Raw genomic sequence first — 15,335 nt, 5'->3', positions numbered from 1 at the left:
GGCCAGGCGGTCAGGCGTCGAAGTCGACGGTCACGTCGGCGCTGTCCGGATAGCTCTGGCACGTGAGGACGAAGCCGGCATCGACCTCGTAGTCCTCGAGCGCATAGTTGCGCCGCATGTCGACGTCTCCGTGGGTGACCTTCGCGCGGCAGGTTCCACACACTCCGCCCTTGCAGGCGAACGGCAGATCCGATCGGTACTTCTCTGCTGCGTCGAGGATCGTCTCGTCCCGGGGCAACGTCGCGGTGGTCGAGCGTCCGTCGAGGACGAGGGTGACCTCGCTGCTGGGGCCGGTGACCCCCTCCTCACGGTGGCGGGCCGCGGGAGGGGGCACGTCGTCGACATAGAACAGTTCGTGGTGGACACGCTTCGGGTCGACGCCCAGCTCGCCGAGTACGACTTCGGCATCGGTGACCATGCCGTACGGCCCGCACAACCAGAAATGATCGACACCGGCGATCGGCACCACGGCGCCGAAGATCGCGCGGAGCCGGTCGGCGTCGAGACGGCCGGTGAAGAGTTCCACCTCACGGGGCTCCCGAGACAGGACGTGGACGACATGGAAGCGCGCACTGTATCGATCCTTGAGGTCGGCGATCTCCTCGGCGAACATCACCGAACGCGTGCGCCGATTCCCGTAGAGGAGAACCACTTCGGTTTCGGGGTTGACGAGCATCGTCGCGGCGATCGAGAGCATCGGGGTGATCCCGGAGCCCGCCGCGATCAGGACGTGCCGGCCACCGGCGGCGGGGTCGGCGACGAACGATCCGGAAGGGGGCTGGACATCGATCCTGTCGCCCCGGCGTACCTCGTGGACCAACCAGTTCGAGAAGAGCCCGTCGGCGACTTCGCGGACCCCGACGCGGGGGCTGGAACCGATTGGGGCGCAGATGGAGTACGAGCGGCGGTGCTCGACGCCGTCCACGGTGCGACGGAGCGTGAGGGATTGGCCGGCGCCGAACGCGAACTCCCCGGAAAGATCGGCAGGAATCTCGAAGGTGACGGCGGCGGCGTCGTCGCACAGCGCCTCCACATCTGCGACCGTGAGGGTGTGGAAGGTCCTGTTGCGGTTCGAGACAGCGGGTTTCGTGGTGTCCACAGTGTCCATGTTCAGATCTCTTTCACATGATCGAAGGGCTCCAGGCAATCGAGGCACCGGTAGAGGGCCTTGCACAGTGTCGCCCCGAATTCGGAGTCGAGGCGGGTGTCGGCGCCACCGCACCGCGGGCATTCGATCGTCCGAGGCGCCGCGGTGAGAGTCAACGGCACCGGGCCCGCACCGCGGCGTGGAGCCGGGCCAGGAGTGGAGTAGCCGTTCTCGTGCAGTTTCCGACGTCCCTCGTCGCTTATCCAGTCGGTGCTCCAGGGAGGCGAGAGCGTGGTCCTCACCTCGACCGACGGGAAGCCCGCGAGCTGCAGGCGGTGCCGGATGTCGTCGCGCATCGTCGCCATGGCGGGGCAACCCGAGTAGGTGGGGGTGATGGTCACGACCACGGCACCGTCTGCTCCCACCTCGACATCGCGCAGGACACCGAGATCCGCGAGGGTCAGCATCGGCATCTCGGGGTCGGGAACCGACTCCGCGATGCGCCGCGCGTCGCGGACGTGCAGCTCGGCGTGTGTGGAAGCGGACATGTCACCACACGCCTTCCGGATGTGCCCGGGCGACCACCTGCATCTCGGCCAGGAGTAGTCCGAGCGCTTCGCTGTGCAGGCCCTGACGGCCCGCGCGTCCTCCCACCGTGCCGGCGACGCGGCCGGTCGGCGCGGACAGTTCGGCAGCGTGCAACACCTGACCGAGAACCGTGTCGAACTCCTCCCGTAGTTCGCCGGGATCGACCGCCACACCCACCGCAGCGAGCGCGCGTTCCTCGCTGGTGGGAACGAAGAGCTCGTCGACGTACGGCCAGACACCGTCGAGGGCCGATTCCATCCGCGCCTTCGATTCGGCTGTGCCGCAACCGAGTGTGACGGCCCACCGGGCGGCGTAGTCGCGGTGGTAGGTGAGTTCCTTGACGCCTTTGACGGCCACGGCGGCAAGGACCGGATCACGGGACTCCCGTAGCCGGTCGAGGAGTGCTAGTCGCCACGTCGAGAACACCAGCAGGCGAATCACGGTCTGCGCAAAGTCGCCGTTGCCGATCTCGGCGAGTCGGACGTTGCGAAACTGGTTCTCGTCGCGGAAGAAGGCGAGCGCATCCTCGCCCGGAATCTGTGCCGTGTCGGAGACGTGGGGCACGACGGCCGCATCGGCCGCGGCCGCCCGCGCCAGGAGAAGGCGCGCCTGGCCGAGCAGGTCGAGCGCGACGTTGGCGAGAGCGACCTCCTCCTCGAGTTCCGGTGCACGCGTGACCCACTCGGTCAGTCGCTGCGAACTGATCAGCGCATCGTCGCCGAGCATCAGACAGTAGGTGGCCAGCGCCGAGAGATCGACGTCGTCGGGGACCGTGGTGTCGACGCCGGCCAGTGGGTCGTCGAAGCTGGTGCCGAAGGCCCACTGGCCGTGGCTGTCCTCGTCGACAAGGCCGTCGTAGGCGTGGTCGTGGTCGGTCATAGTGCATCCTCGAAGATTGTGGACGGCCGCGCGAGCGAGCCGGCCGGTTCACATGTGGGGAACGTTGTCGGGGATCTCGTAGAAGGTGGGGTGGCGGTAGACCTTGTCGCCGCTGGGCGCGAAGTACGGATCCTTCTCGGACGGACTGGATGCCGCGATCGAGTTCGACTGCACCACCCAGATGCTCACGCCTTCGTTGCGCCTGGTGTACACGTCGCGGGCGTGCCTGAGCGCCATCTCGTCGTCGGCGGCGTGCAGCGAACCGACGTGGACGTGATTGAGTCCGCGCTTGCCGCGGAGGAATACCTCGTACAACGGCCAGTCGGCGCTGGTGACTCGGTCGGCTGCATTCATCGTGCGTTCTCCTTCGTGCTCGCCCGGCGGGCGAAGGCGGTAGCGGCCTCGCGTACCCAGGCACCGTTCTCGTGCGCGGCCCGGCGGTTGGCAATGCGCTCGACGCTCGACGCACCGTTCCCGGCGATCACCTGCATGAATTCGCTCCAGTCGGGTTCGCCGAAGTCGTACGCACCGCGCTCGGCATTCCATCTCAGATCCGGGTCCGGGAACGTCACGCCCAGTGCTTCGGCCTGCGGTATCGACATGTCGACGAACCGCTGGCGGAGTTCGTCGTTCGTGTGTCGCTTGATGCGCCACTTCATCGACTGCTCCGAGTTCGGCGATCGGTCGTCGGGCGGGCCGAACATCATCAGGGCCGGCCACCACCAGCGGTCGACCGACTCCTGCACCATCTCGCGCTGGGCGTCGGTGCCGCGCATCATCGTCATGAGCAGCTCGTACCCCTGCCGCTGATGGAACGATTCCTCCTTGCACACCCGGATCATCGCCCGCGCGTACGGCCCGAAGGAACTGCGACACAACGGAACCTGATTGCAGATCGCGGCACCGTCCACGAGCCAACCGATCACGCCGACATCGGCGAAGGTCAGGGTCGGATAGTTGAAGATCGACGAGTACTTCTGCCGGCCGTCGAGCAGCTTGTCGGTGAGGTCGCCGCGGTCGGCGCCGAGTGTCTCCGCCGCGGAGTACAGATACAGGCCGTGCCCGGCCTCGTCCTGTACCTTCGCCGTCAGGATCGCCTTGCGGCGCAGTGACGGCGCCCGAGTGAGCCATGCGCCCTCGGGCTGCATGCCGATGATCTCGGAGTGTGCGTGCTGCGCGATCTGCCGGATCAGGGTCTTGCGGTAACCCTCGGGCATCCAGTCCCGCGGCTCGACTCGCAGGTCGGCCGAGATGGTCGCCTCGAAGTGGCTCTGGAGCTCATTTTCTGCGATAGACGAGGTCATATGTCCTGCTTCTAATACCGAATGATCGGTCGGTGGGAGTATGCATGGAAGTGACGCGCGGCACAAGCACGCGCGGCGCGGTCAGCGGCCTTCGAAGGCCGGTGCGCGTTTGGCGAGGAAGGCGTCGACCGCGGCGCGATGATCCGCCGAGCGGCCCAGGTCTTCTTGCGCCTCGCGTTCACGCTCGAGCGCCTCGGTGAGGCCCGCGGACGACGCGGACACGAGGCGCTTCACGTGCACGTGGGCCGCGGTCGGTCCGGCCGCGAGTTCACGCGCCAGCGCCCGGGCCGCGTCGGCGAGGTCGCCGTCGGGCACGACCCGGTGGACCAGACCCCACTCGAGGGCCTGGGCCGCCGAGAATCGGTCGCCGAGCATCAGCAGGCCCGTCGCACGGCTCGGACCGAGCATCTCGACCAGTGTGTGGCTCAATCCGGAATCGCCCGCCAGTCCGATCCCGGTGAAGGCGGTGGCGAACCTGCTGCCCTCCCCGGCGATGCGGATGTCTCCTGCCAGCGCGATGCCCAGCCCTGCCCCCACGCACGCGCCGTTGATCGCGACGACCACCGGTACGCGCACCGCGGCGAGCGCAGTGAGCAGCGGGTTGTAGTGTGCGCCGACGGTGTCCATCGCCCGTGCGGGGTCCGCCGCCAGGCCCGCGGCATGCTCGGCGAGATCCTGACCGACGCAGAAGTTCCTGCCCTCGGCCTCGAGGAGGACCGCGCGCACCGTTCGGTCCGCGGCCACCGCCTCGACCGCAGCCGACAACTGTTCCTTCACTGCGCGATCGAGCGCGTTGGATGCGTCGACCCGGCGCAGGGTGATCGTCGCCAGGCCCGCAGTCGTGGTCAGCCCGACCGTCTCGATGCCGCTCATGGAATAACGCCTCCTGTCAGTGGGATACGGGCCCGAGTGTCGTCTCAGGACCAGATGAAGAAGCCTCGACCCGACTTGCGGCCGAGTTCGCCTCGCGCGACCTTCTCGCGGAGCAGGGCGGGAGGCCGGAAGCGTTCGCCGAGCGTCTCCGTCAGGTGCTCGGCGATGGCGAGTCGAACGTCGAGGCCCACGAGGTCGGTCGAACGCAGCGGACCCATGGGGTGTCGATATCCCAGTTCCATTGCACGATCGACGGACTCGGCATCGGCGACACCTTCCTCGAGCATTCGGATCGCCTCGAGCCCGAGGCAGACACCGAGCCTGCTCGTTGCGAATCCGGGCGAATCGTTGACGAGTACTCGGGACTTGCCGAGCTGGGAGACCCACTCGCACACCCGTGCCACGACGTCGGTGTCGGTCGAGGGAGTCCGGATGATCTCGACGAGCGTCGACGCCGGTACCGGATTGAAGAAGTGCATGCCGATCAATCGGCGGGGATCGTCCAGCACCGCACCGAGATCGGCGATCGAGATGGAACTGGTGTTGGTCGCGATCACCGTCGTCGGATCGACGGTCTTCTCCACGAGGGCGAGCACGCCGAGCTTGAGCTGCAGTGCTTCCGGGACGGCCTCGACCACGAGATCGAGTCCGGCGGGCAGCTCGTCCGGTGCGTCGACGAGCGACACGCGTCCGAGCACGGTCGCCGGGTCGGATTCGCCGAGCCTTCCGCGTTCGTGGGCGCGGTCCAGTCCGTCCGAAACTCGGGTGAATGCCGCCTGTCGATCGCCGCTCTCGGCGATGGTGACGGTGGAACCGAGCGTCGCGAACACCTGCGCGATGCCGGCGCCCATTCGTCCGCCGCCGACGACACCGACACGGCCGGGGATTGTGCTCGTCATTTCTTCTTCTCCAGAAAGGCCGTCATACGGTCGTGTTTGTCTCGGCTCTCGAACAACACTGCCTGCGCGATGTCGTCGGCGAAGGGGTGGGATCCGGGCGCATCGGCGATCAGCTTGCTGAGCCTGAGCGCGAGTGGTGCGGACCGGTTGATGCGATCGACGATGTCGTGCGCGGCGGCAACGTGTTCGCCGGGGGGCACGACGCTGATCACGAGCCCGCAACGCAGCGCCGCCGCCGCGTCGAGGTTTCGGCCGGCGAGGAGCACCTGCTTGGCGATCGACGTGCCGACCAGTTCCTGCAGTCGATAGCTGGCACCGGCGGCGGCCATGATGCCGAGACCCGGCTCGGGGTTGCCGAACACCGCGGTGTCCGTTGCGACCCGGATGTCGCAGGCGTACGACAGTTCCGCGCCGCCGCCGAGCGCGAATCCGCTCACCGCCGCAACAGTGGGCATCGGCAGGCCTGCGACGCGATCGAAAAGATTGCGATTGACACCCGCGAGCGCCTCGTCGCGACCCCGTTCCCGGAGCTCCGCGATGTCGGCCCCACCCGCGAAGTGATCACCGGATCCGCTGATCAGCAACGGCTTCGGCGTGTCCTCGAGAAGCGCGCACACCTGGTGCAGCTCCGAGACCATTTCGGCGTTGATCGCGTTTCGCTGCTGCGGACGCTGGAGAGTGACCACCATCCGGTCCGCTCGATTGTCGATCGTCAGGGTGTTCATGGTGCCTCACTCGGCAGGGGGAGCCGGGTGAGGGTTCGGCCTGAGCGCTCGTGTGGGATGCGGGCTCCGCGCATCAGGATTGCTTGCACCACTTTCGCCTCCTTCGTAGCGTGCTGGTTTCCATTAATAACCGAACCTTTGGTCGGTGCGCAAGGGTTCGACGGATTCGGTCGAGAAACTGGTGGTCGTCGGAATATGTCTCGTGCCTTGACAATCTGGCGAGGTTCTGGCGATCCTAATTACCGACCGAACGTACGGTGGAGAGAGGTTGTCGTGAGCAGGTTAGTGCAAAGTTATGTAGCCGGGAGCTGGTACACGGCACCCGATGCCGGAACGCCGCTGCTGAGCGCAGTCGACGGTTCCGAGGTGGCGCGCATCTCGTCGACCGGGCTCGACGTTGCCGGGATGGTGACGTATGCCCGTGCGGTCGGTGGGCCCGCGCTGGCCGAACTGACCTTCCACGAGCGCGCCGCAGCGCTGAAGGCGTTGGCCCTGACGCTCATGGCCGGCAAGGACGAGTTCTACGAGCTGTCCACGGCCACCGGTGCGACGCGACGCGACTCCGGTGTCGACATCGACGGTGGCTTCGGAACCCTGCTGAGCTACGCGAGCAAGGCGCGGCGCGAACTGCCGAACGACACCGTCCACCTCGACGGGCCCCACGAGCAATTGGGCAAGGCGGGGACGTTCCTCGGTCAGCACGTCTACACCTCGCGTCGCGGTGTCGCCGTCCAGATCAACGCATTCAATTTTCCCGTGTGGGGCTTCCTCGAGAAGCTGGCGCCGGCATTCATCGCCGGAGTGCCGTCGATCGTCAAGCCGGCAAGCCAGACGGCCTATCTCACCGAACTGGTGTTCCGTCGCATCGTCGAGTCCGGACTGCTACCGGAAGGGTCGGTCCAGTTGCTCTCGGGCAGCGCGCGCGATCTGCTCGACCACCTCGGTGGGCAGGACTCGGTCGCGTTCACCGGATCCGCGGACACTGCGGCGCTGATACGGGCCCATCCGAGGGTTGTCGCCGAGGGCGTGCACTTCAACGCCGAGGCGGATTCGCTCAACGCCTCCATTCTCGGTGCGGACGTCGAACCCGGCAGTGAGGAGTTCGATCTATACGTCAAGCAACTCGTCACGGAGATGACCGTGAAGGCCGGCCAGAAGTGCACCGCGATCCGCCGTGCCTTCGTTCCGTCGGGCCTGGTCGACGACGTGGTCGAGGCCGTGCGGGGCCGCCTCGCGCGGGTCGTGGTCGGCGCCCCCGATGCCGAGGGGGTCACCATGGGCGCCCTGGCGAGCGTCGAGCAGCGCGACGAGGTGCTGAAAGCGCTTCGCGGACTGACGAAGTCGGCGCAGATTGTGGTGGGGGACCCGGAGGACTTCGAGGTCGTGGGAGCGGACCGGTCGACCGGCGCGTTCCTCCCCCCGATCCTGCTGCGTTGTGACGACAAGACCGCCGACGAGCCGCACGACATCGAGGCGTTCGGGCCGGTGAGCACGGTGATCGGATACGACGGCACCGACGAACTGCTCGAACTCGCGGCCCGCGGCAAGGGCAGCCTCGTCGCCTCCCTCGTCACCCGCGAGGCCGGGCTCGCCCGCGACGTCGTGCTGGGGCTGGCGCCCTTCCACGGACGCGTCCTGGTTCTCAACCGGGACGATGCGCGGGAATCGACCGGGCACGGCTCGCCGCTGCCCGTGCTCGTGCACGGCGGCCCGGGCCGCGCCGGCGGCGGTGAGGAACTCGGTGGCATCCGCGGAGTCCTGCACCACATGCAGCGCACCGCGGTCCAGGCGACCCCCGACATCCTGACCGCCGTCGGCAACCGTTGGTTTCCCGGATCACGGCGATCCGACGAGGGCGTCCACCCGTTCCGGAAGAATCTGGCGGAGTTGCGGATCGGGGACACTGTCGTCGGAGGACCGCGGCAGGTCACACTGGCGGACATCGACCATTTCGCGGAGTTCACCGGCGACACCTTCTATGCGCACACCGATCCCGATGCCGCGGCGGCGAACCCCCTCTTCGGCGGTATCGTCGCACACGGCTACCTCGTGGTCTCGCTCGCGGCCGGGCTGTTCGTCGAGCCGAACCCGGGACCTGTCCTCGCGAACTTCGGCGTCGACAGCCTCCGTTTCCTGACCCCGGTCAAGGCGGATGACAGTCTGACCGTGACGTTGACGGCGAAGCTGATCACACCGCGCAGCAGCGCCGACTACGGCGAGGTGCGGTGGGACGCCGTGGTCGCGAATCAGAACGGCGATGTGGTGGCGACCTACGACGTCCTCACCCTCGTCGCCAAGGGCGCGTCCGACGATGGAGGGCTCTGACATGGGCTTCAAGGTGGTGGTGTGTTATGGCCATCCCGAGGATCCCGACGCCTTCGATGCTCACTATCGCGCCACGCACATCCCGTTGGCGCGAAGGATTCCCGGACTGTCGGGCTACACCTGGGGGAAGTGCAGCGCGCTCGACGGCGGCAGCCCCGCCTACTATTCGATTGCGTCGCTGTCCTTCCCCGATGCCGAGACGATGCACGCCGGACTGGCGTCGAAGGAGATGCGGGAAGCCGGCAGGGACGTCCGGAACTTCGCCACCGGAGGGGTGACGATGTTCACCCAGGAAGTGGAATCGGTCCAGGGGCCGGTGGGAGACGTATGACCGCCGAATGCCGGTCGGCGCGAGAGATGTTCGATGCCGATGTGGCGTCGCAGGCGCTCGGGATCGAGCTTCGGGAGCTGGCCCCGGGCCGTGCGGTCGCATCGATGACGGTCGGCGAGACGATGGTGAACGGGCACGGAATCACGCACGGCGGATTCGTTTTCGCCCTGGCGGACACGGCATTTGCGCTCGCGTGCAACGGATACGGTGAACCTGCGGTCGCCGCGCGGGCGGACATTCGGTTCCTGGCCCCCACACGCCTGGGAGACGAGCTCGTCGCCGAGGCGGTCGAGCGAGAAAGATATGGACGCAACGGTATCTACGACGTCACGGTGCGTGTTCGGGGCCGGTCTGTCGCCGAGTTCCGCGGCGACAGCCGCTCCCTCACGCGCTCTCGGTGAGTCGGTTTGCCGGTCCGCTCGAGCCGAGCGAACCGTCGCCACCGGTCTGGCCGGGCGCCGAGCCGCCGGCGGGTTCGCGGACGTAGGCGTACATCTGCGACGGCGAGGTGGACGTGCCGCCGAAGTAGAAGCCGGCGTACCACTTTCCGGTGCTGGTGGGGTTGGTGGGGCAGGACCGCGGAAGCGTGGCCGTCTCGTGGATGTCCCGGCCGCGGATGGTGCCGTCGATGGCGAAACGGTAGACGGACCCGTCGATCTGGATCGAGTACCGCAGCGGCGCATTGGCCGCGAGGTCGTCATGGGAGAGGGTGACGAGCGCGCTGTCGGGGTACTGGTGCACGCCGTCGGCATTCGCGTACGGCACCAGTTCGAGCACGCGGGGCGAGGTGTCGGTGCGCCACCGCCACCCGAACATGGCGCCGTTGCGTGCCAGGTCGATGTCGCCGCAGTCCGAGAAGCCGGGCAGCTTGTTCCAGTCGAACTGGTCCTCGGGTTGGGTGGGCGCGGTGAGTACGTACTCCGCCGTGGGGGTCAGTACGAAGTCGTACGTCCGCGACGCCCCACCGGGGCTGACCCAACCCGCCAGGGGACCGGCAACCCCGGCGGGGCGACCCACCGTCGCACTGTGCGCGCCCCGCTCGATGGTGTAGCTCGACCACCCGGGGGGCGTGCCGGGGGCCAAGCAGCCGCTCAGCCCGACGGCCGCCAGCGCCACCGCCGCGGCGATGCCGGTCTTTCGGATGATCTTCCGGCTCACGGGGCCTCCTCCGGTTCGGTCCGGCCACCCTCCCACACGCGCCCCGTCGGCTGCGCCGTTTCTGCGGTGGCCGGTCGTCGCCGGCGGTCAGGCCCCGGTGGTCCGCAACTCCCGCTTGAGCAGCTTGCCGCTCTGGTTCCTCGGCAGTTCCTCGACGAACACCACCTGCTTGGGAACCTTGAACGGCGCGATCCGCTCCTTGACGTGCGCGATCAGCGACTCGGACGTCAGCTGGCCGCCCTCGCGGAGCACCACCACCGCGGTGATCGCCTCGATCCACTTCTCGTCCGGGGTGCCGACGACGGCGACCTCCGCGACCGCGGGGTGCGTGTAGATCGCGTCCTCGACCTCGCGTGAGGCGACGAGGATCCCGCCGGTGTTGATGACGTCCTTGATGCGGTCCACCACCGTGATGAAGCCCTCGGCGTCGCGGGTGACCAGGTCGCCGGAGTGGAACCAGCCGTCGCGGAACGCCTCCGCCGTCGCCTCCGGGTTCTCCCAGTAGCCCTGGCACAGCTGCGGGGACCGGTAGAGGACCTCGCCGGCGACGCCGTCGGGGACGTCGTTGCCCTCGGCGTCCACCACCCGGGTCTCCACGAAGAACACCGCACGCCCGCACGACGACGGCCGGTCCTGGTGGTCCTCGGGCCCGAGCACCGTGGCCAGCGGCCCGATCTCCGACTGCCCGAAGCAGTTGTAGAACCCGAGGTCCGGGTACTTCTCGCGCAGCCGGTTCAGCACCGTCACCGGCATGATGGACGCGCCGTACTGCGCCTTCTTCAGCGACGAGAGGTCGCGGGTGTCGAGGTCCGGGTGGTTCGCCAGCGGCACCCACACCGTCGGCGCGAGGAACAGCGACCCGATCCGGTCGGCCTCGATGCGGCGCAGGATCTCCGGGATGTCCGGTGCCGCCATCAGATTCACGGTCGCGCCGACCGACAGGTACGGCATCATGAACACGTGCATGCCCGCCGAGTGGTACAGCGGCATGCAGATCAGCGGGTTGTCGTCGGCGGACAGGCCCAGCGCGATCACCGACGACACGTACTCGTGCACGAGCGCACCGTGGGTCATCATGGCGCCCTTGGGCTTCGAGGTGGTTCCCGACGTGTACAGCAGCTGGGCCAGGTCAGTGGACGCGGCCTGCTGCCGCAGCTCCGGCACCTCACCGCCGGCACTGACCTCGACCAGCGAGCCGTCCGCATCCCGCAGTGCGAGCACATGCTCGACGGCGAGATCCGGGCGCACCGAGTCCAGGGTGCCGGAGAGCCCGGGGTCGACCAGCACCGCCCGGGCACCGGACTGCGCGACCAGGTACCGCAGCTCCTCGCCCTTGAGGGCGTAGTTGACCGGCACCTGCACCAGTCCCGCCCGCGCGCAGCCGAGGAACCCGATCACGTACCCGTCGGAGTTGGTGCCGTACGCGGCCACCCGGTCGCCGTGCTCGAGGCCGAGCGAGAGCAGGTGGCCGGCCGCGCGGGTCACCGCGGCGTCGAGCTCGCGGTAGGTCCAGCTGCGACCGTCGAAGGTCAGCGCCGTGCGGTCGGGGAACTTGGCGGCCGAGCGGCGCAGCACGCCGTCGACAGTGTTGGTGCGCGGGTCCATGCTCATGCGCGTCAGATTATAGGACGTCCAACTAATTCGGAAGGGTTTCGAAAGACCCTTCGGTTCGACAGGCCGGTCAGGCCGCCGCCCGGATCATGTCGGCCGCCTTCTCCCCGATCACGACCGACGGCGCGTGGGTGTGGCCGCGGATGAGGGTCGGCATGATCGACGCGTCCGCCACCCGCAGCCGCTCCACCCCGCGCACCCGCAACTGGGGGTCGACGACGCTGCCGTCGTCCTTGCCCATCCGGCAGGTGCCAGCCGGGTGGTACAGGGTGTGCGAGTTCCGCTCGAGCGCGACCGCGAGCACTTCGTCGATGGGGGTGTGCGCCGGCAGGTCGGGCCGGAGCATCGTGCCGAGCCGGGACCTCAGCGCGGGGGCCGCAGCGAGGGCTGTGCACAGCCGCAGACCCTCGAGCATCGCGCGACGATCCGCGCCGCCGGCGTCGCTGAGGTAGCGGGGGTCGATGACCGGCTTGTCCTCCGAGAACGCCGACCGCAGCGTGATCTCCCCGCGGCTCTGCGGCCTGAGCAGGATCGTGCCGATCACCGCGGCGTGCTCGGTGGCCGGCACCAGGCCCTCGTCGAAGTACGGGGCGGGGGCGAAGATCATCTCCAGGTCCGGCAGCGTGAGTTCCTCACGGCTGCGGGCGAACCCGTACGCCTCGCCGACGTTGGAGGTGAGCATCCCGCGCCGCCGGGCGAGGTAGTTCGCCAGTTCGGGGAGCCTCTCGGCGGCGAACAGCGTGTCGGTTTGGACGCGGTAGCCGAGCATCGAGACCAGGTGGTCGGCGAGGTTGCGACCCACCTCCGGCAGGTGGTGTCGCACCGCGATCCCGTGCCGGCGCAGGTGCTGCTCGTCGCCGATGCCGGAGAGCATCAGCAGCTGCGGCGAGTTGATCGCGCCGCCCGCGAGGACCACCTCCCTGCGGGCCCGCACGGTGCGGCGCGCGCCGTCCTTCTGGTACTCCACCCCGACGGCGGCCGTGCCCTCGAAGATCACCCGGGTGGCCTTGGCCTCGGTGAGCACCGTCAGGGTGGGGCGTCGGCGTGCGGGCACCAGGTAGGCGTCGGCGGTGCTCCACCGGGCGCCGCGCTTCTGCGTCACCATGGTCTGTGAGAAGCCCTCGGGCCGAGCGGTGTTCGCCCGTTCCACCGGGTACCCGCACTCGCGTGCGGCCTCGAGGAACGCCGCGGTGAGTGGGCGTGGGCTGCGCTGGCGGCTCACCGAGAGTGGTCCGGAGGTGCCGGCGTCGTCGGACGCCGCCCCCTCGACGTTCTCGATCCGGCGGAAGTACTCCACGACGTTGTGGAAGGCCCAGGACCGGTCGGCGAGGTCGGCCCACTCGTCGTAGTCGGCGGCGAAACCGCGTATCCACATCATCGCGTTCATCGACGACGACCCGCCGAGCATCTTGCCCCGGGGCCAGTAGACCCGGCGGCCGCCGAGCCCGGGTTGCGGCTCGGTCAGGTAGTCCCAGTCGAGTTCGCTGCGGAACAGCTTCGAGAAGGCCGCGGGTATGTGGACGAATCTGTTCTTGTCCGGCGGCCCGGCCTCGAGCAGGACGACGTCCTTGTGCGGGTCGGCGCTGAGCCGGCCGGCCAGCGCGGCGCCGGACGACCCCGCCCCGACCACGACGTAGTCGGCGACCGACTTCTCGCTGTTCATTTGTTGGCCTCCACTTCGAGAAGTGTTGGGGAGAACCGTCTATCCACCCAGCACTTATCCGCGCAGCGCCGACGCGAAGATCGCCGGCAGCTTGGTCCACGACGGCGCGCCCGCGAAGCCGGTCAGCAGTCGCCCGGTGCGGGCGGCGGTGCGATTGTCGACGAACCAAGGCGGCTTCGGCGAGATCGACGCCTCGCGGTGCAGCAACGACCGCGGCGACGGCCGGAACGGTCCGCGGACCACCGTGCGCTCGGGGCTGTCGATCAGCAGGGCGTTGTGCACCACGCCGATGCCGCTCTGCACGTCGTCGAGCGTGTGGCCGGGGAAGGCGCCCCAGGTCGCGGTGGCGGTGAGGTACCCGACGCCGGTCCAGGCGTTCACGGCGATGGTGCCGTACCGCAGGGACTCGAGCAGCGAGTCGAAGCGCCCGCCCATCGCGTCGATGGTGCCGGGCTCGGCGATGATGTTGACACCGAGGGTGCCGACGAACTGGTCGTTGACCATTTCCGCTGCGCGGGTGGCGAACTCGGCGCCGTCGTGCGGCAGGTCGATCACCCCGAGGACCGGGGCGAAGTACTCGGTCTGCAGCAGTGGGGTGCACTCGTCCGGCGGCAGACCGCTCACCAGGACCCGGCCGCCGCGATCGCCGAGTTTCTCGGCGCGCGGGAAGGTTTCGGTCGCCGCGGCCACCCGGTTGTCGCTGCCCGGGTAGTAGGGCGCGCGGGCCGGGGCGCGGTCGACGGCCTTCCGGAGCGCCTCGACGAACTCGTCGCGCTGGGGCCAGGCCGACGAGAGCACCACCACCTGGGCCGCGACGCAGTTGTAGCCGCCGTTGTGCAGGCGTTGCGTCGCGACGTGCTCGGCCTGGAACTCGATGTCGGAACGGCTCCACTTGCCGGGCAGCACGATGGTCGGCGACACCCCGCCGAGTTCGCTGGAGATGGCCTTGTCGAGCACCGGCTCGCCGGCGGCCTTGCGGCGCGCGCCGTCCTCTCCGGTGCCGAACACGATCGCGTCGTGGGTGAGCGCGCTGCCGGTCATGTGCACGTGGTCGACGAGGCGGTGCCGCGTCAGGTACGTCCCGACGTCCGCGCCGCCGGTGAGCAGGCGGACCACGCCGATCGAGACGAGCGGTTCGAGCACCCGCTCCAGCACGGGCAGCAGTGGGTCGGTGATCGGGTTCAGCTTGAGCGCGACCACCCGGTTGTGGGCGATCAGCTCGTACAGCGTGTCGAGCGGCGCGATGGAGGTGATGTTCCCGGCGCCCAGCACCACGCCGACGCCGTTGGTCCGGGTCGGGTCCAGCTCGGCGAGTCCGGCGTCGCGCTGCGCCGTCGCCTTGTCGATGCCCGGCCGCAGCCACACCTCGGCGCTGAACCCGCTCAGCAGCAACCGGTCGAAGACGTTCAGGGGCAGCACCCGCACGGTGGTGCGGCCGCCGGGGGCGGTGCCGAAGTCGGCGTCGGCGAGCGGGCTGGCGCCGGACTCGAGGGCGGCGAGGCTCGCCGACAGCGCGGTCAGTGAGGTGGCCAGGGGGTACGGACCGGACATCCACTCCTCGCCGACCAGCGGGGAGTCCGGGTCGAGCCGCTTGATCGCGACTGCGGCGTCCACCCAGTCGCCGGCGTTCGCCACCGTGAGCTCCCGCACCCGGTCGAGCAGTCTGCGTCGCTCGCTCAGGGGCAGGCCGGCCCAGGTCTTCTCGCCCTCCACCAGGTCGGTGAGGGCCTGGTCGACCTCCGGGTAGGCGGTCGGGGTTGCGGGATCACTCACTGCGGACTCCTGTCTCCGGGGACGGAAGCCTCCGAGGGACGTCCGTCCGGTCGAGGGCGTGGACGACCACGCCCTCGAAGGACCTACAGTTCCGATCTTCGTCGCTTTGGCAGTGATGC

15 protein-coding genes are annotated in these 15,335 nt (G+C 68.8%); 3 read left to right on the top strand and 12 right to left on the bottom strand.

Features of this window, described 5'->3' with window-relative positions; genetic code table 11:
• Window positions 1-10: 10 nt before the first annotated feature.
• From paaE to RT2_RS15720, 8 genes are all read right to left on the bottom strand, one after another.
• The gene (gene paaE / locus RT2_RS15755) at window positions 11-1,108 is read right to left on the bottom strand and encodes a 1,2-phenylacetyl-CoA epoxidase subunit PaaE (RefSeq protein WP_072845738.1); all 1,098 of its coding nucleotides are present in this window, start codon (window positions 1,106-1,108) and stop codon (window positions 11-13) included.
• A 2-nt stretch (window positions 1,109-1,110) separates the two neighbouring features.
• Window positions 1,111-1,635 (bottom strand): 1,2-phenylacetyl-CoA epoxidase subunit PaaD, encoded by a 525-nt coding sequence (gene paaD, locus RT2_RS15750; RefSeq protein WP_072845737.1) that lies wholly within the window; start codon window positions 1,633-1,635, stop codon window positions 1,111-1,113.
• Window position 1,636: 1 nt separating this feature from the next.
• The gene (gene paaC / locus RT2_RS15745; protein ID WP_072845736.1) at window positions 1,637-2,554 is read right to left on the bottom strand and encodes a 1,2-phenylacetyl-CoA epoxidase subunit PaaC; all 918 of its coding nucleotides are present in this window, start codon (window positions 2,552-2,554) and stop codon (window positions 1,637-1,639) included.
• A 48-nt stretch (window positions 2,555-2,602) separates the two neighbouring features.
• Window positions 2,603-2,908 carry a 1,2-phenylacetyl-CoA epoxidase subunit PaaB gene (gene paaB / locus RT2_RS15740; protein ID WP_072845735.1) on the bottom strand — a complete coding sequence of 102 codons (306 nt, stop codon included), beginning with the start codon at window positions 2,906-2,908 and terminating at the stop codon, window positions 2,603-2,605.
• Window positions 2,905-3,858 carry a 1,2-phenylacetyl-CoA epoxidase subunit PaaA gene (gene paaA / locus RT2_RS15735; protein WP_072845734.1) on the bottom strand — a complete coding sequence of 318 codons (954 nt, stop codon included), beginning with the start codon at window positions 3,856-3,858 and terminating at the stop codon, window positions 2,905-2,907. Before paaA ends, paaB begins: the two co-directional genes overlap by 4 nt.
• 81 nt (window positions 3,859-3,939) lie before the next feature.
• Window positions 3,940-4,731 carry an enoyl-CoA hydratase-related protein gene (locus tag RT2_RS15730; RefSeq protein ID WP_072845733.1) on the bottom strand — a complete coding sequence of 264 codons (792 nt, stop codon included), beginning with the start codon at window positions 4,729-4,731 and terminating at the stop codon, window positions 3,940-3,942.
• 44 nt (window positions 4,732-4,775) lie between these two features.
• On the bottom strand, window positions 4,776-5,630 hold the full coding sequence (locus tag RT2_RS15725; RefSeq protein WP_072845732.1) for a 3-hydroxyacyl-CoA dehydrogenase family protein: 855 nt from the start codon (window positions 5,628-5,630) through the stop codon (window positions 4,776-4,778).
• On the bottom strand, window positions 5,627-6,355 hold the full coding sequence (locus tag RT2_RS15720) for an enoyl-CoA hydratase/isomerase family protein (RefSeq protein ID WP_072845731.1): 729 nt from the start codon (window positions 6,353-6,355) through the stop codon (window positions 5,627-5,629). The genes RT2_RS15725 and RT2_RS15720 overlap by 4 nt, the downstream gene beginning before the upstream one ends.
• Before the next feature lie 273 nt (window positions 6,356-6,628).
• Here RT2_RS15720 and paaZ point away from each other — a divergent pair, with 273 nt between their 5' ends.
• From paaZ to paaI, 3 genes are read left to right on the top strand one after another with little or no spacing between them, the layout of a single operon-like run.
• Entirely contained in the window at window positions 6,629-8,680 is a 2,052-nt protein-coding gene (gene paaZ, locus RT2_RS15715) for a phenylacetic acid degradation bifunctional protein PaaZ (RefSeq protein ID WP_072845730.1), read from the top strand.
• Window position 8,681: 1 nt separating this feature from the next.
• On the top strand, window positions 8,682-9,011 hold the full coding sequence (locus RT2_RS15710; protein WP_072845782.1) for an EthD family reductase: 330 nt from the start codon (window positions 8,682-8,684) through the stop codon (window positions 9,009-9,011).
• Entirely contained in the window at window positions 9,008-9,412 is a 405-nt protein-coding gene (gene paaI / locus RT2_RS15705) for a hydroxyphenylacetyl-CoA thioesterase PaaI (RefSeq protein ID WP_072845729.1), read from the top strand. The genes RT2_RS15710 and paaI overlap by 4 nt, the downstream gene beginning before the upstream one ends.
• Here paaI and RT2_RS15700 read toward each other — a convergent pair.
• The 4 genes from RT2_RS15700 to RT2_RS15685 form a co-directional block, all read right to left on the bottom strand.
• Window positions 9,396-10,169 (bottom strand): hypothetical protein, encoded by a 774-nt coding sequence (locus RT2_RS15700; RefSeq protein ID WP_072845728.1) that lies wholly within the window; start codon window positions 10,167-10,169, stop codon window positions 9,396-9,398. The two genes, paaI and RT2_RS15700, sit on opposite strands and share 17 nt — an antisense overlap.
• Window positions 10,170-10,256: 87 nt before the next feature.
• The gene (locus RT2_RS15695) at window positions 10,257-11,780 is read right to left on the bottom strand and encodes an acyl-CoA synthetase (RefSeq protein WP_072845727.1); all 1,524 of its coding nucleotides are present in this window, start codon (window positions 11,778-11,780) and stop codon (window positions 10,257-10,259) included.
• A gap of 70 nt (window positions 11,781-11,850) precedes the next feature.
• On the bottom strand, window positions 11,851-13,443 hold the full coding sequence (locus RT2_RS15690) for a GMC family oxidoreductase (RefSeq protein WP_072845726.1): 1,593 nt from the start codon (window positions 13,441-13,443) through the stop codon (window positions 11,851-11,853).
• 54 nt (window positions 13,444-13,497) lie between these two features.
• Window positions 13,498-15,216: an aldehyde dehydrogenase family protein gene (locus RT2_RS15685; protein ID WP_072845725.1), complete on the bottom strand. Its 1,719-nt coding sequence runs from the start codon at window positions 15,214-15,216 to the stop codon at window positions 13,498-13,500.
• Window positions 15,217-15,335 lie beyond the last annotated feature (119 nt).

It is taken from the genome of Rhodococcus tukisamuensis NBRC 100609, assembly GCF_001894985.1.
Lineage (GTDB): Bacteria > Actinomycetota > Actinomycetes > Mycobacteriales > Mycobacteriaceae > Rhodococcus_G > Rhodococcus_G tukisamuensis.
This window is presented reverse-complemented; position numbering and strand designations above follow the sequence as displayed.